At 67.7% G+C, this 22,547-nt stretch carries 20 protein-coding genes and 1 pseudogene; 10 read left to right on the forward strand and 11 right to left on the reverse strand.

Features of this window, described 5'->3' with window-relative positions; all coding sequences use genetic code 11:
* Nucleotides 1-363: 363 nt before the first annotated feature.
* From ACWIE7_RS00880 to ACWIE7_RS00890, 3 genes are read left to right on the forward strand one after another with little or no spacing between them, the layout of a single operon-like run.
* Nucleotides 364-612, forward strand: a complete 249-nt coding sequence (locus ACWIE7_RS00880; protein ID WP_454068368.1) for a hypothetical protein — start codon at nucleotides 364-366, stop codon at nucleotides 610-612.
* Nucleotides 613-623: 11 nt separating this feature from the next.
* Entirely contained in the window at nucleotides 624-2,126 is a 1,503-nt protein-coding gene (locus tag ACWIE7_RS00885) for an McrB family protein (protein ID WP_454068369.1), read from the forward strand.
* Nucleotides 2,127-2,130: 4 nt separating this feature from the next.
* Nucleotides 2,131-3,210, forward strand: coding sequence for a 5-methylcytosine restriction system specificity protein McrC (locus ACWIE7_RS00890; protein ID WP_454068370.1), 1,080 nt, complete (start codon nucleotides 2,131-2,133; stop codon nucleotides 3,208-3,210).
* 12 nt (nucleotides 3,211-3,222) lie between these two features.
* Here ACWIE7_RS00890 and ACWIE7_RS00895 read toward each other — a convergent pair whose 3' ends face one another.
* Both ACWIE7_RS00895 and ACWIE7_RS00900 read right to left on the reverse strand, forming a co-directional pair.
* A complete protein-coding gene (locus tag ACWIE7_RS00895) occupies nucleotides 3,223-4,854 on the reverse strand; it encodes an ABC-F family ATP-binding cassette domain-containing protein (protein ID WP_230928920.1) in 1,632 nt (543 codons plus the stop codon).
* Nucleotides 4,855-4,983: 129 nt separating this feature from the next.
* On the reverse strand, nucleotides 4,984-5,766 hold the full coding sequence (locus tag ACWIE7_RS00900; RefSeq protein WP_454058417.1) for a thioesterase family protein: 783 nt from the start codon (nucleotides 5,764-5,766) through the stop codon (nucleotides 4,984-4,986).
* A 38-nt stretch (nucleotides 5,767-5,804) separates the two neighbouring features.
* On the opposite strand from ACWIE7_RS00900, the gene ACWIE7_RS00905 reads away from it, so the two are divergent.
* Complete coding sequence (locus ACWIE7_RS00905; protein WP_454068371.1) at nucleotides 5,805-6,974, forward strand: lycopene cyclase family protein; 1,170 nt, start codon at nucleotides 5,805-5,807, stop codon at nucleotides 6,972-6,974.
* Here the strand turns inward: ACWIE7_RS00905 and ACWIE7_RS00910 are convergent.
* The 7 genes from ACWIE7_RS00910 to ACWIE7_RS00940 are packed head-to-tail and all read right to left on the reverse strand — an operon-like array spanning nucleotide 6,971 to nucleotide 13,396.
* A complete protein-coding gene (locus tag ACWIE7_RS00910; RefSeq protein WP_230928917.1) occupies nucleotides 6,971-7,441 on the reverse strand; it encodes a metal-sulfur cluster assembly factor in 471 nt (156 codons plus the stop codon). The genes ACWIE7_RS00905 and ACWIE7_RS00910 overlap by 4 nt on opposite strands.
* 6 nt (nucleotides 7,442-7,447) lie before the next feature.
* The gene (gene sufU, locus ACWIE7_RS00915; protein WP_230928916.1) at nucleotides 7,448-7,897 is read right to left on the reverse strand and encodes a Fe-S cluster assembly sulfur transfer protein SufU; all 450 of its coding nucleotides are present in this window, start codon (nucleotides 7,895-7,897) and stop codon (nucleotides 7,448-7,450) included.
* Nucleotides 7,894-9,153, reverse strand: a complete 1,260-nt coding sequence (locus ACWIE7_RS00920; RefSeq protein WP_454068372.1) for a cysteine desulfurase — start codon at nucleotides 9,151-9,153, stop codon at nucleotides 7,894-7,896. Before ACWIE7_RS00920 ends, sufU begins: the two co-directional genes overlap by 4 nt.
* Nucleotides 9,154-9,171: 18 nt before the next feature.
* Nucleotides 9,172-9,942 carry a Fe-S cluster assembly ATPase SufC gene (gene sufC, locus ACWIE7_RS00925; protein WP_230928914.1) on the reverse strand — a complete coding sequence of 257 codons (771 nt, stop codon included), beginning with the start codon at nucleotides 9,940-9,942 and terminating at the stop codon, nucleotides 9,172-9,174.
* A 54-nt stretch (nucleotides 9,943-9,996) separates the two neighbouring features.
* Nucleotides 9,997-11,205 carry a Fe-S cluster assembly protein SufD gene (gene sufD / locus ACWIE7_RS00930; RefSeq protein WP_454068373.1) on the reverse strand — a complete coding sequence of 403 codons (1,209 nt, stop codon included), beginning with the start codon at nucleotides 11,203-11,205 and terminating at the stop codon, nucleotides 9,997-9,999.
* Nucleotides 11,206-11,210: 5 nt separating this feature from the next.
* Complete coding sequence (gene sufB, locus ACWIE7_RS00935; protein WP_230928912.1) at nucleotides 11,211-12,662, reverse strand: Fe-S cluster assembly protein SufB; 1,452 nt, start codon at nucleotides 12,660-12,662, stop codon at nucleotides 11,211-11,213.
* Nucleotides 12,659-13,396 (reverse strand): helix-turn-helix transcriptional regulator, encoded by a 738-nt coding sequence (locus ACWIE7_RS00940; RefSeq protein ID WP_452098887.1) that lies wholly within the window; start codon nucleotides 13,394-13,396, stop codon nucleotides 12,659-12,661. The genes sufB and ACWIE7_RS00940 overlap by 4 nt, the downstream gene beginning before the upstream one ends.
* A 163-nt stretch (nucleotides 13,397-13,559) precedes the next feature.
* On the opposite strand from ACWIE7_RS00940, the gene mptB reads away from it, so the two are divergent.
* The 4 genes from mptB to ACWIE7_RS00960 all read left to right on the forward strand — a co-directional run bounded on the left by mptB (nucleotide 13,560) and on the right by ACWIE7_RS00960 (nucleotide 17,914).
* Nucleotides 13,560-15,143, forward strand: a complete 1,584-nt coding sequence (gene mptB / locus ACWIE7_RS00945; protein ID WP_452098888.1) for a polyprenol phosphomannose-dependent alpha 1,6 mannosyltransferase MptB — start codon at nucleotides 13,560-13,562, stop codon at nucleotides 15,141-15,143.
* Nucleotides 15,144-15,168: 25 nt separating this feature from the next.
* Nucleotides 15,169-16,104 carry an ABC transporter ATP-binding protein gene (locus ACWIE7_RS00950; protein ID WP_452098889.1) on the forward strand — a complete coding sequence of 312 codons (936 nt, stop codon included), beginning with the start codon at nucleotides 15,169-15,171 and terminating at the stop codon, nucleotides 16,102-16,104.
* Nucleotides 16,101-16,892, forward strand: a complete 792-nt coding sequence (locus ACWIE7_RS00955) for an ABC transporter permease (protein ID WP_454058420.1) — start codon at nucleotides 16,101-16,103, stop codon at nucleotides 16,890-16,892. Before ACWIE7_RS00950 ends, ACWIE7_RS00955 begins: the two co-directional genes overlap by 4 nt.
* Nucleotides 16,893-17,017: 125 nt before the next feature.
* Nucleotides 17,018-17,914, forward strand: coding sequence for a COX15/CtaA family protein (locus tag ACWIE7_RS00960; protein ID WP_452099060.1), 897 nt, complete (start codon nucleotides 17,018-17,020; stop codon nucleotides 17,912-17,914).
* A 122-nt stretch (nucleotides 17,915-18,036) separates the two neighbouring features.
* On the opposite strand, the gene ACWIE7_RS00965 is transcribed toward ACWIE7_RS00960, so the two are convergent.
* A complete protein-coding gene (locus ACWIE7_RS00965; RefSeq protein WP_454068374.1) occupies nucleotides 18,037-19,542 on the reverse strand; it encodes a hypothetical protein in 1,506 nt (501 codons plus the stop codon).
* A gap of 115 nt (nucleotides 19,543-19,657) precedes the next feature.
* On the opposite strand from ACWIE7_RS00965, the gene ACWIE7_RS00970 reads away from it, so the two are divergent.
* The gene (locus ACWIE7_RS00970; RefSeq protein WP_454068375.1) at nucleotides 19,658-20,626 is read left to right on the forward strand and encodes a quinone oxidoreductase family protein; all 969 of its coding nucleotides are present in this window, start codon (nucleotides 19,658-19,660) and stop codon (nucleotides 20,624-20,626) included.
* Nucleotides 20,627-20,714: 88 nt separating this feature from the next.
* Here ACWIE7_RS00970 and ACWIE7_RS00975 read toward each other — a convergent pair whose 3' ends face one another.
* Nucleotides 20,715-21,623, reverse strand: coding sequence for a heme o synthase (locus tag ACWIE7_RS00975; protein ID WP_454068376.1), 909 nt, complete (start codon nucleotides 21,621-21,623; stop codon nucleotides 20,715-20,717).
* Between the two features lie 283 nt (nucleotides 21,624-21,906).
* Here ACWIE7_RS00975 and ACWIE7_RS00980 point away from each other — a divergent pair.
* Nucleotides 21,907-22,547 (forward strand): annotated as a pseudogene (locus ACWIE7_RS00980) (transketolase); the annotation flags it as partial.

A 22,547-nucleotide genomic window follows, 5' to 3' on the forward strand; every position in this document is an offset into this window, starting at 1 on the left:
CGGCGCGGTGCGAATTGGCTGGGACGAGGTTGGTGACCTCCGTAAAATTCAGCCGACAAGGGCGCGTTCAAAGAAGCCCTTAGCGCGGCCAACTCTGACTCAAGTTCCTCGATTGCAGCGTGGGCGGGAACGCTCTTTCGATTTATTCACGTGCTCAAGGTGGGTGACGTCATCGTGTGCCCAGACCGCTCCACGCGTGCCCTAAACATCGGAAGAGTGTCAGGGGACTACGAATTCCGAGCAGATAGCCAGATGTATTCTCACTGGCGCCCGGTGGAGTGGCTTGTCACAGGTGTGTCGCGGGATGAGTTGTCACTTCCTGCTCAAAATGAAATGAGCGCTGCTACTACGCTTTTCACTCTCGTGACGGGAAGAGAGGAGATCGAGCAGCTGCTGAGCGATCCTCCCCCTGCGGAATCACGAGCGACGTTCGAGTGGGGGCCCTTCTACGAAGAGCTCGCTAACGCGGTGTTGAGCTACCGCAGCGATCGAGAGGACCTTCTGGACAAGCTTTGGAAGGTCGCGCGCAACTCCGGTCTGGAGCACCTGTTCAAGTATCTCCGCACCGCGACACACGATCAGACGGAACACGTGGCGCCCTGCGCGATATAGATCCGTTTACGGTGTTCAGCCCGTTCAACAGGGGGATCAAGGAATCGGCTCGAGCTCAGATCGCTCAAGCATTCAAGGACGAGTTCGGTATTTCTGCAAAGGCTCCGGCCGAGTTTTCCGGCATCCCGATCGTGAACAACCTGAACTCCTGGTTCATCAGGTGGGAGAACGAGCGCGACCCAGACCAGGTCGATTTCCTGTGGGATTTGGCGGAATCGGCGGTTGGCTACGCGTCGGCTTCGACCGAGGAGTCTCGCGAATCCCTAGTGGCGGCCTTCGATGCAGCGGCGCAAGGCAACACGCGCCAATTATCGATGGGGCTGTATTGGATTCGCCCTAACGTGTTTACCGCTTTCGACCAGGTGAACGCTAGCTTCCTGGCGGACCAGTTTCCCGATCTTGCCCAGCGGCTCGACCTGCGCGCGAAAATCGACGGTGAGGCGTTTCTCGCTAACACTGAAGAGATCCAAGCGTGGTTCGAAGACGCGACTTCGCCGTTTAGCTCAATCCCGGAACTGTCGTTTGCAGCGTGGCAGTATGTGAACACCGCATCGCCAAGCGCGGCCGATGAAGGAGCGATTGACGAGACGCCTAGTACTTCTCCGGATACCGGTGGACTCCTCGGGGACATATTCACGGTCGACTCCATTATCGAGGACGCCAGCTTTGTACCTCGGCATGAGCTCGAGGCGATGCGTGAACGACTACTGGTGAAGAAGAACCTTATTCTTCAAGGACCCCCCGGAACGGGAAAGACTTGGCTCGCCAGACGGTTGGCGTGGACGTTGTGTAATGAACGCGGCAGCTCTCGGACCACAGTCCTTCAATTCCATCCGTCCATGTCCTATGAAGACTTTGTGCGCGGATATCGCCCCACCGTCAAGGGCGGGCTCGAGCTGGCAGACGGGCCGTTCTTGGAAATGTGCACTACTGCACAGGACAACCCTGACCACAAGTACGTAATGGTGATCGAGGAGATTAACCGGGGTAACCCTGCGCAGATCTTCGGGGAATTGCTCACGCTACTCGAAACGGACAAGCGGACCTCTGAGTACGCTATGCGGCTTTCCTACCCTCGTGCCGAGGGCGAGCGGTTTTTTGTTCCGCCGAATGTGTTTGTCATCGGTACGATGAATGTGGCGGATCGATCATTGGCGCTAGTAGATATGGCATTACGTCGGAGATTCGCTTTTGTCGAGCTGAGTCCGCAGTTTGGTAATGACTGGGCGCAGCACGTCAGTGGTCTTGGATACGACCTTGGCACTCTTGAGCGATTCGGCGCCCGGATGGAAGAACTGAATAGTCACATCGCGGCGGACCGGTCGTTGGGGCGGCAGTTCTGCATCGGACACAGTTTTGTGACCCCCTCTGTAGACATTAGGCGCGGAGGGCTTGACACGCGTCAGTGGATTGAGCGGGTTGTGGATACGGAAATCGGCCCTCTACTGGAGGAATACTGGTTTGACCGTCCGGAAGAAGTGTCCAAGCACACCGCCGCGCTACTCGACCCGTAGTGATATGAAGATCCCCGTCCGGAATCTTTGGTTGCTGCAACTGTTTGCGTCACACCTTTATCGCCACGCGGGAGATGAGTTCGCTGGTGCAGAGAGGCTTCCTGAAGACATCCCTGAACTCGTTGCAGGGATGCTCGCGGAGGAAGTGATGACGCGGTTGCATTCGGGTCTATCGGTGGGATTCGTCCGAACCAGCGAAGATGTCCGTAGGGTCCGGGGGCGCATCGATCTATTAGGAACTACTCGCCACCGGCTGCTTGAGCGAGGAAAGGTTCGCTGTCGATTTGATGACATCGTCACCGACACTCCGGGGAACAGGCTGGTCCGAGAAGGGCTCCAGCGTGCCGACGCTCTCCTGCCCGACAACCCGCTGTTTCGGTCGTTGGTCCTGCAATTACAGGCGGCTGGCGTAACCGGCCCACCGCCCAATCCCAATGTCGCCAGATCTTTGCGGCGCCAACGACTGTTGGCTCAGGATCACCGAATGTTGACCTTGGCGGAGTTGCTTCTCTCGCTCTCGATCCCAGATCAGAGCGACGATGAGTTTGCCATGGTAAGCCCAGACGACTCCGACGGCTATCTGCGGAAACTGTTTGAACACGCCGCGCATGGTTTCTACGAGCATTCTTTAGGTAGACGAGGATGGCAGGTTGATCATGGTAAACGCCTGAACTGGGATGCCCAGAACGGTACGGAACGGATACATGAGATTTTTCCCGGTATGCAGACGGACGTCATTTTGCGAGCGCCTTCACCAGGCGCAACTGGCGTTAGACGCAAGATAGTAATCGACACTAAGTTCAACCGGGTCGTCGTGGCCGGATTTCATCGGGAGGAGACTTTGAGAAGCGGCTACGTCTTTCAGATCTATGCGTACCTCATGTCCCAGCACGGAAAGGACGAAGAGCATCGTCGCGCTGAAGGACTTCTACTTCACCCCGTCGTAGACGGACACGTTGACGAGGAGATCACGATCCAAGGTCACCGGATCAGGTTTGCCACGGTGGACCTACGAGAATCTGCCATGACCATAGCAAAGCAATTGTCCGACGCCGTGTCGGAACGCAATTCGAGTGAAACTTAGACCGCAGCACGGTTACGCGAGTTCGACGATCTCCATGTACTCCTGGCTCCACAAGTCCTCCGTGCCGTCCGGCAGGATGATCACCCGCTCGGGCTCCAGCGCCTCCACCGCACCCGGGTCGTGTGTCACCAGAACCACGGCGCCCTCGTAGGTCCGCAGCGCATCGAGGACCTGCTCACGCGAGATCGGGTCGAGGTTGTTCGTCGGCTCATCGAGCAGCAGCACATTCGCGGCGGACGAGACCAGCCCGGCGAGCGCGAGGCGGGTCCGCTCACCGCCCGACAGCGTGCCGGCCGGCTGATCGAGTTGCGGACCGGAGAACATGAACGCGCCGAGCAGCCCCCGCAGGTCCTGCTCCCCCGCGTCCGGGGCGGCGTGACGGATGTTCTCCCACACGCTCGTGGACATGTCGAGGGTGTCGTGCTCCTGCGCGAAGTAGCCGACCTTCAGACCATGGCCGGACACCACGCCGCCCTCGCCGTCGGTGCGCTCCACCCCGGCAAGCAGCTTGAGAAGGGTCGTCTTGCCGGCGCCGTTGTATCCCAGCACCACAACGCGGCTACCGCGGTCGATGGCCAGGTCCACGCCGGCGAACACCTCGAGCGAGCCGTACATCTTGGTCAGGCCCTTGGCGAACATCGGCGTCTTGCCACACGCGGCGGGCGTGGGGAACTTGATCCGAGCGGCCTTGTCGGCCACCCGGACCTCGTCGAGATCGTCGATCATCGCGTCGGCGCGACGGATCATCTGCTTGGCGGCCGCGGCCTTGGTGGCCTTCGCCCCGAGCTTGGCGGCCTGCATCTTGAGCTGCGACGCCTTCTTCTCCGCATTCGCCTTCTCGCGCCTGCGCCGAGCCTCATCGGTGGCACGGGCGTCGAGGTACTTCTTCCACCCCATGTTGTAGGCGTCGATCTCGCCGCGGACGGCGTCGAGGAACCACACCTTGTTCACGACGGCCTCGAGGAGTTCGACGTCGTGGGAGATGATGATCAATCCGCCCTCGTGCTTCTCCAGGAACTGGCGCAGCCAGGTGATGGAGTCGGCGTCGAGGTGGTTGGTCGGCTCGTCGAGGAGCAGCATCGTCCGCGACTTGCCGGCGCCGTCGGACGCGGCGAACAGGATCCGTGCCAACTCCACGCGTCGACGCTGTCCGCCGGACAGCGTTCCCAGGTTCTGGGTGAGGATCCGGTCCTCGAGCCCCAGGCTGCTGCAGATGCGGGCGGCCTCGCTCTCGGCCTCGTATCCGCCGCGCGCGGAGAACTCGTCCTCGAGCCGACCGTATCGACGGACGGCCTTGTCCATCGCCGCATCGTCCGGGGCGTCGACCATCTGCGCCTGCGCCGTGGCCATATCCGCCATGAGCACATCGAGTCCGCGGGCGGAGAGCACGCGGGACCGGGCCAGCTGGTCCATGTTGCCCTCGCGGGGATCCTGCGGGAGGTAACCCACCTCGCCGGAGCTCGTGACGGACCCCGCGTAGGGTTCACCCTCACCGGCGAGGATCCTCATCGTCGTCGTCTTCCCCGCGCCGTTACGTCCCACCAGGCCGATCCGGTCGCCGGGCTGGACCCGCAACGAGGACCCGTCCATGTGGAGCAGGGTGCGTACGCCGGCGCGCACCTCCAGGTCGTCGATGGTGATCACGTGCGCGGGTACCTCATTTGTTCTCGGGGGGTTTTCGGGCCGACTCGCAACTCTACCGGCGCTCCGAGCGCGGCGACGAGTCCGGTGACCTGGGTCTCCGCGCCGACGTCACGGGCCGTCGGCAGAGGGTCACCCCGAGCGTCGCCCGTACAGGTTCTGCACGCACCGCCCGAGGCTGCCGTGGTCGTCGGAGATCCTGGTGTCGGTGAGGACGCCCTGCTCCGGTGAGCCGATCGTCTCGGTGTCGAGGTGGACCCACCCGGGGCGGGGATCGCGGTGCAGCGACACGACCAGGTCGCAGTTGATCGCCGGGTGGGTCAGCGGATTACTGCCCATCGACACGCCGCTCGAGGAGTCCGCCACCACGACGGTGTGCTGCCAGCCGGTCATGGCCTCCCCCTCGATCAGGTCCGCGCGGGAGCGGCCCCAGGCCCGGGCGGGGCCGAGCTCGTCACCGCTGCCGGAGATGAACGCGAAATCCACCACCGACAAATACCCGTCCTGATAGGCGTAACTCATCATCGCCCCACGCTCCAGGACATCGGGAGCCGGCGGTCCCGCATGTGTGCCGACGGTCGGAAAATCCGCGGGCGTGCGGCGCATCCGCCATCCCCGGGCGACGAGCGCGGGCCGGCCGTTGACAGACGCAGTGGCCTCGAGCAGCTCCACGCTGCGCCCGGGCCGGATCCGGTGCACCTCGATGTCCAGTGGTGCGATCGGCACGGGCCCGAGTACGTCGACCGACAGCCGCGCCAGCCGCACCTCGGGCTCGGCCTCGAACTGCTCCAGTGCCCGTACCAGCAGCGCACTCGGGGGTCCCGCGTGCTGCGATTCGGCCGACCAGGGGCCGGCGGTCAACGGCGTCGACTCGAATCGCCCCCGGTCAACCTGCTGGTAGAACGAACCGGACATGGGACTCCCTTCGGGCGACGGCGGTAGGGTCGATCCCCATGGATGCTACGGGTGGCGGGCTGTTCGACGTCGCGATCGTCGGCCTGGGTCCGGCCGGTCGCGCGCTGGCCTCCCGGTGCGCGGGCGCCGGACTCACGGTATTGGCGGTGGACCCGGCGCCGGATGCGGTGTGGCGTCAGACCCTGTCGCTGTGGGCCGATCAGGTTCCCCCGTGGCTACACGCGGACGCCTGTGGCACCGACGTTCTCGCTAACCGGGTGTACGGCCCCGCGATGTACGCGCCCGAGCGAGCGGTCCTCGAGCGGGAGTACGCGGTACTCGACACCGAGGAGTTGCACGCCGCCCTGCCGCTCGGCCCCGGGGTCACCGTCGAGTGTGACACCCTTGACGACTCCGGGGTGCTCGCCCTCACCGAGCGGGCGCATCGTGTCGTGGACTGTCGCGGCGCCGGTGGCCAGCGCAACCGTGGCCCACTACAGACCGCCTACGGGATCGTCGTGGAGGCCGACGCCGCGGCGCCCGCCCTCGGCGGTGAGTCCGCGCTGTTCATGGATTGGCGCTCCGATCACGACGACGACGAGGCCGGCCCCGGATTCCTGTACGCGATACCCGTGGGCCCGGACCGTGTCCTCCTCGAGGAGACGTGCCTCGCCGGGTGGCCGGCCCCGAGACCGGCCGTCCTCGAGACCCGCCTGCGCTCGCGGCTGCGGCGTCGGGGCGTGGACCGGGCCGCGCTCGACGAGCCGCTCGCGGTGGAGCGTGTACGCATCCCGCTCACGCCCCGCCCCCGCTACGCCGCGAACCCGCGGGTTGAGGCCTTCGGCACCGCCGGTGGGTACGGTCACGCTGCGACCGGCTACTCGGTCGCGGCCGCGCTCGGGGCGGTCCCGGGGGCGGTCGTGGCATTGGGTACCGGCCGGCCGATTCCTGAGCCCCGCTCCCCCCTGACCACCGCTCTGCACTCCCTGGGACTGCGGGCACTGTTGCGCGCGGATCACGAAACGGCACGGGAACTGTTCTCCGCCTTCGGCAGGCTGGAGTCCCGTAAGCAGCGGTGGTTCCTCGACGCGGCCAGCCCGTCGTATCAGGTGGGCTCGGCGATGTGGGGCATGTGGGCCGACATGCCGGTACAGCAGAAAGCCGGCATGATCGCCGCGGTCCTGAAGAAGGATCCGCGCGACCATGCCGGCTCGTCGGGTTCTGACTAGACGGTGAACCCGATGGCGCGGAGCTGCTCGCGGCCGTCGTCGGTGATCATCTGGGGGCCCCACGGCGGCATCCAGACCCAGTTGAGCTCGAGCTCGTTGACGAGGTCCGAACCGACGGTGGCGCTGCGCGCCTGGTCCTCGATCACGTCGGTGAGCGGACACGCGGCGGACGTGAGTGTCATGTCCACGCGTGCGATGGTCGACCCCTCGGTCTCGCCCGGTCGGACCCAGATGTCATAGACCAGGCCCAGGTCGACGACGTTGATGCCGAGTTCGGGGTCGACCACGTCACGCATGGCCTCCTCGAGATCGGCCACCAACGCGAGGTCGTCCTCGGACTGCTCCGGCCGGTTGGGGTCGGGCCGGAACTCGCCGTTGTAGGCAGTGCCCGGGTCCGTGTCGTTCTCCGCTCCCGACATCGGATCGTCGACGGACGGGTCGTTGGCAGGTGTCATCTGCTCGGTCATGTCACATCACTCCTGGTGTTCGGTCTGTTGTGCGAGGGCGTCCTTGAACGCCATCCAGCCCAGTAGGGCGCACTTGACGCGCGCCGGGTAGCGGGACACTCCGGCCAGTGCCACGGCATCGTCCAAAAGTTCTTCGTCGCCCTCGTCCTGGCCGCGCGACGAGATCATGGCGTGGAACGCCTCGAAGATCTCGAGGGACTCCGAGACCGGCCTGCCGACCAGCAGTTCGGCCATCATCGACGTGGAGGCCTGGCTGATCGAACAGCCCTGGGCGTCGTAGGAGACGTCGGCGACCGTGGACTGGTCGTCCGAGAGTTGCAGGCGCAGCGTCAACTCGTCACCACAGGTCGGATTGACGTGATGCACCTCGCACCCGAAGGGCTCCCGCAACCCGCTGTGTTGCGGGCGGCGGTAGTGGTCGAGGATCACTTCCTGGTACATCTGCTCGAGCTTCACAGACCCTGACCTCCAACGCCGAAGAACTCCTGCGCCCTGCGCAGCGACCGCGCCAGCACCTCGACCTCGTCGAGCGTGTTGTACAGCGCGAACGAGGCGCGGACCGTGGACTGTACCCCGAGTCGCCGATGGAGCGGCCACGCGCAGTGGTGCCCGACCCGCACGGCCACGCCGTCGTCGTCGAGGACCTGGCTCACGTCGTGGGCGTGGATCCCGTCGACGACGAAGGAGACGGCGCCGCCGCGCGACACCATGTCAGTCGGCCCGACGATCCGGATACCCGGGATCGAGGCGAGCGCGTCGAGCGCGGCCACGGTCAGCGCCTCTTCGTGGCGGGCGATCGTCTCCATGCCCACCCCCTCGAGGTAGCGCACGGCGGCGGCCAGGCCCACGGCCTGCGACACCATCGGCACGCCGGCCTCGAAGCGCTGCGGGGGATCCGCGTACGTGGACTCCTCCATCGTCACCGCGGCGATCATCGATCCCCCGGTGAGCACCGGAGGCATCGCCTGCAGGAGCTCTCGACGCCCGTAAAGGACGCCGATCCCGGTGGGGCCGAGCATCTTGTGGCCCGAGAACGCCGCGAAGTCCACACCCAGAGCGTGGAAGTCGACGGCCATGTGCGGCACCGATTGGCACGCATCCAGGACGACGAGCGCGCCCACCGCCCGTGCCGACTCGACGACGCGTGCGACGTCGGTGACCGCACCGGTCACGTTGGACTGGTGGGTCACGGCCACGACCTTGACCGCATCGGTCAGCCGGACCGAGTCGAGGTCGATGCGTCCGTCATCGGTGACGCCGTACCAGCGCAGGGTGGCGCCGGTGCGCCGGCACAGCTCCTGCCACGGAACGAGGTTCGCGTGGTGCTCGAGTTCAGAGATCACCACCTCGTCCCCCGGCCCGAGCGTGTACTCGCCGAAGCGGGGGTCCCCCAGGGCGAACGCGACGAGGTTCAGGGCCTCGGTGGCGTTCTTGGTGAAGACCAACTCGTCGACGTCAGCGCCGACGAACCGACCGATATCGGCGCGGGCGCCCTCATAGGCGTCCGTCGCCTCCTCAGCCAGCTGGTGGGCGCCACGGTGCACGGCCGCGTTGGAGTGCAGGAGGAAGTCCCGCTCCGCGTCGAGCACCTGGACGGGGCGCTGCGAGGTGGCCCCGGAGTCCAGGTACACCAGGGGCTTTCCGTCACGGACGGTCCGGTGCAGGATCGGGAAGTCCGCGCGGACCGCGGTGAGATCGAGAGTCGTGGTCATGGTCTCCCAGCTGTCTGATCAGGCGTTCGCGGGCGTCAGGTACTTCTCGTAACCGTTCGCCTCGAGCTCGTCGGCCAACTCGGCGCCACCGGAGGCGGCGACGCGGCCGTCGACGAACACGTGAACCGTGTCGGGCTTGATGTACTGCAGGATCCGCGTGTAGTGGGTGATGAGCAGGATCCCGCCGTTCTCCTCCGCCTTGTAGCGGTTGACGCCCTCGGAGACGACGCGCAGGGCGTCGACGTCCAGGCCGGAGTCGGTCTCGTCGAGAACGGCGATCTTCGGCTTGAGGAGGTCGAGCTGAAGGATCTCGTGGCGCTTCTTCTCGCCGCCGGAGAAGCCCTCGTTCACGCTGCGCTCGGAGAACGCCGGGTCGAAGTCCAGGTCGGACATGGCTTCCTTGACCTCCTTGACCCAGTGGCGCAGCTTCGGGGCCTCGCCACGCACGGCGGTAGCCGCGGTGCGCAGGAAGTTGGCGGTGGAGACTCCGGGGATCTCGGTCGGGTACTGCATGGCCAGGAACAGGCCGGCGCGCGCCCGCTCGTCGACCTCCATCTCCAGGACGTTCTCGCCGTCCAGGGTGACGGTTCCGCCGGTGACCTCGTACTTGGGGTGGCCGGCGATGACGTATGCCAGGGTCGATTTGCCGGAGCCGTTGGGGCCCATGATGGCGTGGGTCTGGCCGGACTCGATGGTCAGGTTGACGCCCTTGAGGATCTCGACGGTCTCCGGGGCGTCCTCGGTGGCGGCGACGCGGGCCGTCAGGTCCTTGATCTCGAGAATGGTCATTTCAGTGCTCGCAATCTGTGTGAAAGGTCTTGGGGAATTACTCGGGGCCGGACGTCAGATACCGGAGGACTGCAGCTCCAGCTCGACGGCCTCGGTGATCCGGTCGCGAACCTCGGGCACACCGATTCGGTTGATCACCTCGCCGAAGAAGCCGCGGACGACGAGGCGTCGTGCGACGTCCTCGGCGATACCGCGCGACATGAGGTAGAAGAGGTGCTCCTCGTCGAACCGGCCGACGGCGCTGGCGTGGCCCGCGCCGGCGATCTCACCGGTCTCGATCTCGAGGTTGGGCACCGAGTCCGCACGCGCCCCGTCGGTCAGGACGAGGTTGCGGTTCATCTCGTAGGTGTCGGTGCCGAGCGCCTGCGACCGGATGAGCACGTCACCGATCCAGACGGTGTGCGCATCCGGCAGGTTCGACTTCGCGTCGCCCTGGAGGGCGCCCTTGTAGAGGATCCGCGAGGTGCAGTTCGGGACCTCGTGGTCGACGAGGAGACGGTGCTCGATGTGCTGCCCGTCATCCGCGTAGTACAGACCATTGAGGTGGGCCGTGCCGCCGGGTGCGGTGTACCGGACGGACGGGGCGATTCGTACGACCTCGCCACCGAAGGTGACGGCGGTGTACGTCACGGTGGCGTCGCGGCCGACCTGCAGGTGATGGCCGGCCAGGTGCACCACGTCGTCATCCCAGTCCTGGATGAGCACGACCTCGAGGTGGGCGGAATCGCCGACGATGAACTCGGCGTTCTCGGCGACGGTGCCGCCGCCGCGCTGATCGACCACGAATGTGGCGTTGGCGAACGGCTCCAGACGGACCTGCGTGTGGCCGAACGCCACGTTGCCCTCGCCCGGGCCGTCGACGGTGACGTAGACGGGCTCGTCGATCACCTTGTTCTTCGCCACGGTGATGATGGTGGCCTCGTCCGCGGCGGTGAAGGCCTGGGCCGCGACCCGATCGCGGGGCGCACCGGCCTCGCCGACGCGCTTGTCACCGGTGGTGACGGTCTCGACGGTCAGTCCGTCCTGCTCGGCGAGGGACACGAGGATCCGGCCGGTGGCCTCGACGTTCGAGCCGTCGTGGATGCCACGCAGGCGCCGCAGCGGGGTGAACCGCCAGATCTCGTCCTTGTGGCTCGGGACCTCGAAGGCGCCTACGTCGAAGGAGGAGAACTGGTCGCCCTTCGTCGCGCCGACGGGGATCCCGTAGCGGTCGGTCACCGGGGCCGGCGCGGAGGCCGGGGTGGGGGTGGTGGTGTCGGTCATGGTGGTCAGCCCACCGATCCTTCCATCTGCAGTTCGATCAGGCGGTTGAGCTCGAGGGCGTACTCCATCGGCAGCTCCTTGGCGATGGGCTCCACGAATCCGCGGACGATCATCGCCATGGCCTCTTCCTCGGCCAGGCCGCGGCTCATGAGGTAGAACAGCTGGTCCTGGCTCACCTTGGAGACCGTGGCCTCATGCCCCAGCGTCACGTCATCCTCGCGGATGTCGATGTACGGATAGGTGTCCGAGCGGCTGATGTTGTCCACCAGCAGCGCGTCGCACTCGACGTTGGACTTGGAGCCCTTGGCGCCGGGGTTGATCTGGATCAGCCCGCGGTAGGCGGAGCGCCCGCCGCCGCGCGCCACCGACTTGGAGACGATGTTCGACGACGTGTTGGGCGCCAGGTGCAGCATCTTCGAGCCGGTGTCCTGGTGCTGGCCCTCGCCGGCGAACGCCACGGAGAGGACCTCTCCCTTGGCGTGCTCACCGGTCAGCCACACGGCGGGGTACTTCATGGTGACCTTGGAACCGATGTTGCCGTCGATCCACTCCATGGTGGCGCCCTCTTCGGCACGGGCACGCTTGGTCACCAGGTTATAGACGTTGTTCGACCAGTTCTGGATGGTCGTGTAGCGGCAGCGACCGCCCTTCTTGACGACGATCTCCACCACGGCCGAGTGCAGCGAGTCCGACTTGTAGATCGGCGCGGTGCAGCCCTCGACGTAGTGCACGTAGGCGTCCTCGTCCACGATGATCAGCGTCCGCTCGAACTGGCCCATGTTCTCGGTGTTGATGCGGAAGTAGGCCTGCAGCGGGATGTCGACGTGCACGCCCTTGGGGACGTAGATGAACGAGCCGCCCGACCACACCGCGGTGTTGAGCGCGGAGAACTTGTTGTCGCCCGACGGGATCACCGAGCCGAAGTACTCCTCGAAGTACTCCGGGTGCTCCTTGAGGGCGGTGTCGGTGTCCATGAAGATGACGCCCTGGCTCTCCAGGTCCTCACGGATCTGGTGGTAGACCACCTCGGACTCGTACTGCGCCGCGACACCGGCCACCAGACGCTGCTTCTCGGCCTCGGGGATGCCGAGCTTGTCGTAGGTGTTCTTGATGTCCTCGGGCAGGTCCTCCCAGCTGGTGGCCTGCTTCTCGGTCGAACGGACGAAGTACTTGATGTTGTCGAAGTCGATCCCCGAGAGGTCGGAACCCCAGGCCGGCATCGGCTTCTTGTCGAAGATGCTCAGCGCCTTGAGTCGCTTCTCGAGCATCCAGTCGGACTCGTTCTTCTTGGCGGAGATGTCACGCACGACCGCCTCGGAGAGTCCACGCTGCGCGGTGGCACCGGCGTCGTCCGAATCGTGCCAGCCATAGTTGTACTGACCGATGGAGGCGATCCGCTCCTCGTCGGTGGTCGGCTCGGTGACGTCGGCCGTCACCTGGTCTGGGGTGATGGTCATCGCACTGTCCTTTCGGCGGTCGAAGCCGGCGCGGGTGCGCCGGCCGGTGCGGGGATCGTGGCTGCGAGGAACTCCGCGGACACGGTCCCTGTCGGGATGTTCGTGGTGCAGGCGCAGTTGCCGCCCGCAATGGTGGCGAGGCGCTGGACGTGGGTGCCCACTATCTCGGACACCACCTCCTGCTCGGCCTCGCACAGTTCCGGGAAACGAGAGGCGACGTTCCAGACCGGGCAGTGGTGCTGACAGACCTGCAGGCCGGTCCCCACCTCCTCGACGGACGAGGCGTATCCGGCCTCGGACAGCGCGGACGCGATGTCGGACGCGGCGCGTTCGACATCGTGCGGCCCCTCAGCTGGTCGGACGTGTCCGATCACCGAACGGACTCGCTCTCGGGCGAAGTCGATAACCGCCTCGGAGCCGCCGATCCGGCGCAGCGCCGTGAGTGCCTCGACGGCCAGGTGATCGTACCCGTGCTTGGCCGTGCTGCGTCCGGAGGCCGTGACCTGGAAGGCCTTCGCCGGTCGGCCGCGGGTTCCGGCCGGACGCGTGTGCGCGGGCTCCACCTCGCCGACCTCGACGAGGTTGTCGAGGTGTCGTCGGACGCCTGCGGCGGTGAGGCCGAGTTCGCGTCCGATCTCCGTCGCGGTGAGCGCTCCTCGGGCGAGGAGGAGTTCACGGATCGCCGAGCGCGTGTCCGGGCGTGCGCTGGTGGCGTATGCGTGCTGCACGCTCATGCGTCACTCCCTTCCGGTTATGCTCGTTGCGCCCCGAGTGGGACGCACCACCTGATATTACGCAACAAACTTGTGTCGGAAATATTCCCCCACCCCCGGGCGCGTCCGACAGGGGTGGTCGAGGGTGGTCCGACGGCGCCTGCGGTGGAGGAAGGTCGGGACAGTGGCACGCGAATTCCCCCTGCGCGGCGCGGGTGCGGTGACCGCCCGGTTGCACACCGCGGAGTTGCCCACCGGCTCGCCGATGTCCGCCGAGATGGCGCGGCTCCGGCGCATCCGGTTGACCGGGACCACCGCTGCGGTCGCGATGGCGGTCGGTGCGCTGGGCGCCGGCGCGTTGCCCGTGCTTCAGAACCCCGCTGCGGGGGAGCGGCTGTTCGGTCTGTGGCTCCGGCTGCAGCAGTCGTCGATGACCGTCGTCATGGCGGGAATGGTCGTGGTGGTCATCTGCTGGCTGCTGCTCGCCCCGTACGTCCTGGGCCGGGACAGGCGCGGGCGACTCAGCGGGCGGATCGACCGGGCGACCCTGGACCGCATCATCGCGTCGTGGGCGCTGCCTCTGGCGGTGGCCCCACCGATGTTCAGCAAGGACGTCTACAGCTATCTCGCACAGGGGGCGATCGGGAACTCGCAGGACGACCCCTACGCGCTCGGCCCCGTGTCCGCGCTGGGCACCTCGCACGCCCTGGCCATCAACGTGCCGGACATCTGGCGTGACACCCCGAACCAGTACGGGCCGCTGTTCCTGGGCGTCCAGAAACTCATCCACGCCATCACCGGCGAGGAGGTCGTGCCCGCCATCATCCTGCACCGCGTGGTGGCCGTGATCGGCATCCTCATGCTCGGCTGGGCCGTCCCCCGCCTCGCCGAGTACTGCGGGGTCTCGGACGTGGCCGCGTTGTGGTTGGCCGTGGCCAACCCGCTCGTCCTGTTCCACCTGGTCTCGGGCATCCACTCGGAAGCGCTCATGATGGGGCTGCTGGCGATCGGGCTCGTGCTGGCACTGCGGGCCGTCGAGGCCCCACCGGGTCGACGCACCACCGCCATGTTCGTCCTCGGCACGGTCCTGGTTACCGGGTCGGCGTTGGTGAAACTGCCGACCGTGGTCGCGCTCGGGTTCGTCGGGATGGCGCTCGCGCGACGGTGGGGTGCGGGGTGGCGCGCCACCGTCAGGGCGGCTCTCGCGATGCTCGCGGTGAGCGGGGTGACCACCGGCGTCGCCATGCTCGTGACCTCCTCGGGGCTGGGATGGATCACCAAGCTCGGGGCGGCCACCTCGCTGCGGAGCTGGCTCTCGCCCCCCACCGCTCTCGGCGTGATCGCCGGAGGAACAGGCCAGTACCTGGGGTTGGGCGATCACACCGAGCAGATCCTCGTCATGGTGCAGACCGCGGCCCTCATCGCTGCCGCGGCGTTCACGGTGCGCATGCTGTTCGCGGTCCAGGCCGGCCGGATGAACCCGGTGGGCGGACTGGGCGTGTCCATGGCCGCGATCGTCCTGTGTTTCCCCGTCGTCCACCCCTGGTACGTACTGTGGGCCCTCGTGCCCCTGGCCGCATGGGCATCGCGTGTGGAATTCCGCATCCCGGTGGTGGCCGTCAGTGCGGTGCTCGCCTGCTTCACACTCCCGCCCGGTGCCGGTCTGCCCCCTTTCGTGACAGTCCAGGCCTGGGCTGCGACGGTGGTGACCGTTCTGATCGTGCTCGTCGCCCTCTTCCGGTGGCCCGGGCTGTTGCGCTACCGCTAGGCGCGTCGGCCTACAATCGGCAGCCGTGACCCCATCGACCCACTCCCCCGCGCTACAGGTCGAAGGACTTGTCAAGACGTTCGGCGCCACCACTGCCGTCGCCGGTCTGGATCTGACCCTGGAGCGCGGTCAGGTCATGGCCCTGCTCGGGCCCAACGGCGCGGGCAAGACCACCACGGTCGAGATCTGCGAGGGCTTCCTCCGCCCGGATGCCGGGACCGTACGGGTACTGGGGATGGACCCCGTCACAGATCGTCAGGGTGTCCGAAACCGGATCGGCATGATGCTGCAGGGCGGAGGGGCGTATCCCGGAGTCCGCGCCGGCGAGATGCTCCGACTGGTGGCCGCGTACTACTCCGACCCCCTGGACCCGGACTGGCTACTGGACGAGCTCGGACTGAGCGATCACGTCAACACGCCGTACCGACGGCTGTCGGGCGGCCAACAGCAGCGGCTCTCCCTCGCGATCGCCGTCATGGGCCGGCCCGAGCTGGTGTTCCTGGACGAGCCGACCGCCGGGCTCGACGCCCAGGCGCGACTCGCGGTCTGGGACCTGGTCCGGGCGCTCCGCGCTGACGGGGTGGCGGTCCTGCTCACCACCCATCTCATGGACGAGGCCGCGGCGCTCGCCGACGAGGTGGTGATCGTCGACCGCGGGCGGCAGGTCGCCTCCGGCAGCCCCGCCGAACTAGAACGGGACGGTACGACCGAGGGCGTGACCCTCGTCGTCGACACCGACGTGGTCCCGTCCCTCCTCGACGGCGTGCTCGGGCCGGACCACACCGTCACGGCCGGCAGCGCCGCCGGCGTGCTCGAGGTCCACGGCCCTGTCTCCCCGGAACTGATGACCGCGCTGTGCACCGCACTGGAGCGGGCCGGCGTCCAACTCACCTCCCTGGCCACACGGACCAGGAGTCTCGAGGAGGTCTTCCTCGACCTGACCGGACGGGATCTGCGATGAGCCACCCCCAGACCGCGCACAACCGGTTCGCCCCCGGTACCTTCGCCCGGCCCTCGGCCCCGGCACCGGTCCGGCGCATGGCCGCCGCCCAGACCCGTATGGAACTGACCCTGTTCCTGCGCAACGGAGAGCAGCTGCTGGTAGCTCTCATCATTCCGCTCGCCGCGCTGATCGCCCTCGTCGCGATCGACTTCGGGGCCGTTCCGGAACCTCGCGTCGACCACGCGATCACCGCGGTTCTGACGATGTCGGTGATGGGGACCTCGTTCACCGGGCAGGCGATCGCCGTGGCCTTCGACCGCAGGTACGACGCGCTCAAGCGGCTCGGGGGCACGCCTCTCCCGCCGGCCGTCATCATCGCGGGGAAGATCCTGGCCACGCTCATCCTGGTGGCCGGGCAGACGGTCATCCTCGGCGCGATCGCCATCGCGATGGGGTGGCGGCCCTCCCTCGCCGGTGCCCTGGTGGGCGCGGTGATGATCGCGCTCGGATCCGCCGCCTTCTCGTCGATGGGCCTCCTCCTCGGCGGCACGATGCGTGCCGAGATCGTCCTCGGACTGGCCAACCTCATCTGGTTCGTGCTCATCGGAGCCGCGGGACTCGCTATCGGGGTGGTCGACCTCCCCGCCCGGGTGGCCGACCTCCTCGTCGTCGTCCCCTCCTACGCACTGACCGACGCGCTCCTCACCGCCGACAGCGGCGGCCTCCCCGCGCTCGCCGCGGCGGTCCTGCTCGGTTGGACCGCCGTGTGCGGCTGGTTTGCCGTACGTCACTTCTCTTTCACCTGATAGCAGACCCCGACAGCTCGCGGCCTAGAATCGGGAACGTGACCTCGACATCGCGCGCCCCGTCCTCCGGAACCCCGGCCGAGACCACACCGGCGAAGCCCGGAGGGCTGCTGTCCAGGCTGCCGATGCCGTCGCTGCGGGTCCAGAAGGGCATCGCCCTGGCGAACGTCTTCGCCCAGATCGGCATCATGACGACCGGCGTCACCGTCCGCGTCACCGCGTCCGGGCTCGGCTGTGAGACCTGGCCCCGTTGCAATCAGGACAGCTTCGTCCCCGTCGCCGGCGCGGCTCCCGCGCTCCACCAGGCCGTCGAGTTCGGTAACCGCCTGCTGACGTTCGTGCTGGTGGCCGTCGCCGTCGCGCTGATCCTGGCCCTCCACCGCGCAGGGCGGCGCCAGGACCTTCTCCTGCTCGCCTGGCTGATGCCGTTCGGCATCGTGGCCCAGGCCGTGATCGGCGGGATCACCGTGCTCGCCGGGCTGGCCTGGTGGACGGTCGCGCTACATCTGCTGCCGTCGATGTTCCTGGCGTGGTTCGCCGGGATAGTCTTCGTCCGGATCGGCGAGGACGACTCCGCGCCCGCCCGACGCGTCATCCCCAGGCCGCTGACCTGGCTGACGGGGCTGTCCGTGGTGCTGCTCGCCGGCGTACTCGTCTCGGGCACGATGGTCACCGGCGCCGGGCCACACGCCGGCGACGCCCGTATCGGCGCTGCCGACCGACTGCAGCTGCCCATCCAGTGGTTGGTGCATTTCCACGCGGAGCTGATGATCGGATACGTCTGCCTGCTCATCGGGCTGCTCGCGGGCCTCATCGCACTGCGTACCCCGGGCCCCGCCGTCCGGCGTGCTGCGATCCTCATCGGGCTGATCGCCGCTCAGGCGGTCATCGGTATCACCCAGTACCAGCTCGGTGTGCCCGAACTGCTGGTGATCGTCCACGTCACGCTCGCGGGCGCCATCACCGCGGTCACCGGGGCGCTGTGGGCCGCCGGGACCATTCGGGAACGCATCACCGCCTGATCTTCCGCCCCATCGCATCCGGCCGGCCCCGGCCACCGGCCGGATGCGCTGCCGGGTGGCGTCGGACGGTACGACGACGGCGACCCCGCCTGGTGGCGGGGCCGCCGTCGATTCGTACCCCTCTAGAGAAGTGACCCGGAGCCGGCCATACGCTTCCAGTGGCCGGCCGGCACATCAGCCCGGGAGATGAGCTCGCGGGTCCAGTCCGAGCCGGTCAGGCCCTGGATGCCGTCGCGCACCGCCTCGGCCTGGGACAGCGTGTCGACCATGACATCGCCCATGACACCGTCGGCGCCGACGAGGGTCACGCGGACACCCCGACGGCCGGTCGGCTGCAGGACGACGTCCGCGGTGCCGCCGTGGCGGGACAGGAACCTGCTCACGAGCTTGGCGGCCCTGGCGGGAGGAGCCGGAGTGGCGGGAGTCGGCGTCGCCTCGATCTTCTCCGAGGCGGCCTTCTCGGCCGATGCGGCGGACGTGGAGTCCTCGGCGGCGGCCTCCTTCTCCGGCTCCCGGGCGGGCGCCGGGGTGGCGGACTTCGCCGCCGCCTCGTCCGCCTGCGTCTCCTTCGCGGCGGCGTGAGCCTTGTCATCCTCGGTCGACGATGCTGCGGCAGCGCCCGCCGCCGCGGCGCCGCTCGCTGCGGCACCGCCGCCCAGGGTCAGCCCGCCGCTCTTCCCGCCGCCGGGGGCCTTGGCGCCGGAGCCGCCACCGAGGGTCAGCCCGCCGGACTTGCCCCCGCCGGGGGCCTTGGCGCCGGAGCCGCCACCGAGGGTCAGCCCGCCGGACTTCCCGCCACCCGGGGCCTTCGCGGCAGTGGCCCCGGCGGTCGTCTCCGACGACTGCTTGGCTGCCGGCGCCGTCTCGGCGGACTCGGCGGCCGGCGCGTCGGTGGGCGCTCCTGCATCAGCGGGTGCGCCGGTCTCGGCCTCGGCGTCACCGACGGTGTCGGCCGTGTCCGCACCTGCAGCCGCGGCGGCGGCGCCACCGCCGAGAACGAGCTTGCCCGCAGATCCGCCGCCGGGTGCCTTGGCTTTAGAACCGCCGCCCAGCTGGAGCCCCCCGCCCGTGGCGGTGGCAGGCTTCGGTGGGCCGGCGTCAGCAGGCGTCTCGACTGCCGGTGCCTCGGTGGTGGGCTCGGCGGCATCGCCTGCTGCCGATGTGGGCTTCGCCTCGGCTGCCGAACCGGCCTTCGCCTCGGTCGCAGGCTCCGCCTCGGCCGCCGACGCGGGTTTCGGAGCGGGCGCCGCGCCCTCGGACTCCGTGATACGAGACCCGTGGAGCGTCGACGCCCCACCACCGGGCGCCTTCGGGGCGCGCCGCCCGAGCGTGATCGCGCCGCCAGCAGCCGCCGCTGCAGCAACAGGAGCAGTTGCTGCGGCCGCTGTCTCAACGGTAGCGGTCTCAGAAGTCGTGGACTCCGGCGCCGCAGCATCAGCCGCCTCAGCCGACGCCGCGGTCCCCGCGGTCTGCTCGGCGGGAGCCGCCGGCGCCGCAGCCGCGGGTGCCGCAGCCGCGGGTGCCGCAGCCGCGGGTGTCCCGCCGGAGCCGCTGATGACGATGGCGGGCCAGCCGGTCGCCCTGACGTGCGGTCCCCCGGCGTACTGGGAAAGGATCTGCAGGCTCATACGGTGTACCTTATCGCCTCGGCTCTCCCCCGCAGTCCGCCACTCCCGTCCCCCGACCGGAGAGGTGACGATCCTTCTCCTGCGAGATCTTCCGTGGTTCCGGATACTGGGCGACATGCGAGCCATTCAGATCGCCCAGCACGGCGGCCCCGAGGTCCTCACCCCCGTCGAGATCGATGTGCCGGTGCCCGGGCCGGGTGAGGTTCTGGTGCGGACGACGTCGGTGGGTGTGAACTACATCGATACTTACCTCCGCGAGGGCATCTACCCGCGGGACCTGCCGTTCATCCCCGGAAGCGAGGGCGCGGGGGTGATCGAGGCGGTCGGCCCGGACGCGACGGATCTGGTCGTGGGCGACCGCGTGGCCTGGTGTCAGGTCCCGGGCTCCTATGCGCAGTACGTCGTGGCACCGACCGACTCGCTCGTGGCGGTGCCCGAGGGAATCGACGACGACGTCGCCGCCTCGATGCTCCTTCAGGGCCTGACAGCCCACTACCTCATCTCCGACACGCATCGGGCGACGGAGGGTGACACCGTCCTCATCACCGCGGGCGCCGGCGGGGTCGGGCAGTTGCTCATCCAACTCGCCGTGAGTCGCGGCTTCCGCGTCGTCACCACCACCTCGACCGCGGAGAAGGCCGAGCTGTGTCGCGCACTCGGTGCGGATCACGTTCTGCTGTACCCGGATGCGACGCCGGAACATGTGCGTGAACTCTCGGAGGGCGGTGTGGCAACCGTGTTCGACGGGGTCGGAAAGGACACCTTCGATGACAGTCTCGCGTCGCTGGCCCGCCGGGGGTCGATGGTTCTCTTCGGTGCTGCGAGTGGTCCCGTGCCGCCGGTTGATCCCCAGCGGCTCAATGAGGCCGGATCGGTGTTCCTGACCAGGCCGACGCTGGCCGACTACATCGCGTCCACGGAGGACTACCGCGAGCGGGCCTCCGAGGTCCTCGAGGGGATAGTCGACGGCTCGTTGCGCCTGACCGTAGGCGCGCGGTTCGGTCTGTCCGAGGCTGCTGAGGCACACCGGGCCCTGCAGTCTCGGAGCACGACGGGCTCACTGGTTCTCGATCCGACCCGGTGAAAAGGCCCGGCGGAGACCCTGTCGGGTCTCCGGCCGGTACGCGGAGTGGGACCCCGGGCGCCGCCCCGGTCGGGATCCCTGTGGCCGATCAGAGGATCGGCAGCATCTCCGAGATGGTCTGCAGTCCCAGGACGGCGTCGATGGACAGTGCGACGAACACCCCCGCGAGGTAGTTGTTCGACAGGATGAACAGCTTCAGCGGCTTGACCTCGATGCCACGGCGGACGCCTGCCTCCAAGCGGTGCGCCATCACGATGAACCAGACACCGAAACCGACGGCGCCGAGTGCGTACACCCACCCCGCCGCGGGGACGAGAGCAAACGTGCACAGGACCGTGACCCAGGTGTAGATCGTGATTCGCCTGGTGACTCCCTCTTCGGACATGACAACCGGCAGCATCGGGACGCCGGCCGCCTTGTAGTCCTCCTTGTAGCGCATCGCGAGCGCCCACGTGTGGGGCGGAGTCCAGAAGAAGATGACCAGGAACAGCACGACCGCCTGCCACCAGTTGTGCGGCTGGCCCTCGGGCAGGTGGTCCGTGATGACCGCCCACGACACGAACACCGGCATGCATCCGGCGGCTCCGCCCCAGACGACGTTCTGCGCGGTGCGGCGCTTGAGGATCATCGAGTAGACGATCACGTAGAAGAGGATCGTGATGAGGATGAAGAAGGCCGCGAGCCAGCTCTTCGCCAGTAGCCCCAGCCAGAGCATGCTGGCCATACCGAGCACCAGGCCGAAGACCAACGCGGCGCGGCGCGTGATCGCGTGGCGGGCCAACGGGCGGCGCTCGGTGCGCTTCATCACCTGGTCGATGTCGTAGTCGACGACCATGTTGAGCGAGTTCGCACTCGCCGCCCCGAGCCAGCCACCGACGAGGGTCAACAGCACCAGTGAGAGGTGGATGTGGCCGCGATCGGCCTGCAGGAGCGCGGGGATCGCCGCGACCAGGAGGAGCTCGATGACCCGCGGCTTGGTGAGGGCGATGTATGCCATCACCACGTCGAGGACGCGGGAAGGCCCGCCGGACCGAGCCGGTCGCCCCGAAAGCGCGGGAGGAGAGACGGACGGCCCCCCACTCCGGGTCGGGGTGGAATCGTGCACCGTAACTCCTTGCCGCAGACGTGAACGCACTACTCGGCCGATACTACGTGCCGCCCTCGGCGTCCGCGAAAGAGCGGGGGCGGGGACCGGGCGACCCCGGCCGCTGCCGACCACTAAGGTGGTGGACGACATACGCGCGGATCCGCGCCGCCCCCTCGACCCGGGAGAACCACAAGTGACCAGCGCGTCGGAGATCACCGAGCTCACCACCGCCCGCCACCCGTCCGATTGGACTGAACTGGACACCCGAGCCGTGGACACCGCGCGTGTCCTCGCCGCAGAAGCAGTGCAGAACTGCGGCAGTGGCCATCCGGGCACCGCGATGAGCCTGGCTCCCCTGGCTTACACGCTCTACCAGCGTGTGATGCGGCACGACCCGGCCGATCCGAAGTGGATCGGCCGTGACCGTTTCGTCCTGTCCTGCGGGCATTCCTCGCTCACCCAGTACGTGCAGCTGTACCTCGCGGGATTCGGGCTGGAGCTCGACGATCTGAAGGCGCTGCGTACGTGGCGCTCCCGCACCCCCGGGCACCCGGAGTGGAACCACACCGACGGTGTGGAGATCACGACCGGCCCGCTCGGCCAGGGGCTCGCCTCGGCCGTGGGCATGGCCATGGCGGCCCGGTATGAGCGTGGCCTCCTGGACCCGGACACCCCGGCAGGCAAGAGCCCGTTCGACCACTTCATCTACGTGGTCGCCTCCGACGGTGATCTCCAGGAGGGCGTCACCGCGGAGGCGTCGTCGCTGGCGGGGACCCAGAAGCTGGGCAATCTCATCGCGGTGTACGACGACAACGAGATCTCGATCGAGGACGA

The sequence above is a fragment of the Dietzia sp. NPDC055343 genome (assembly GCF_053645265.1).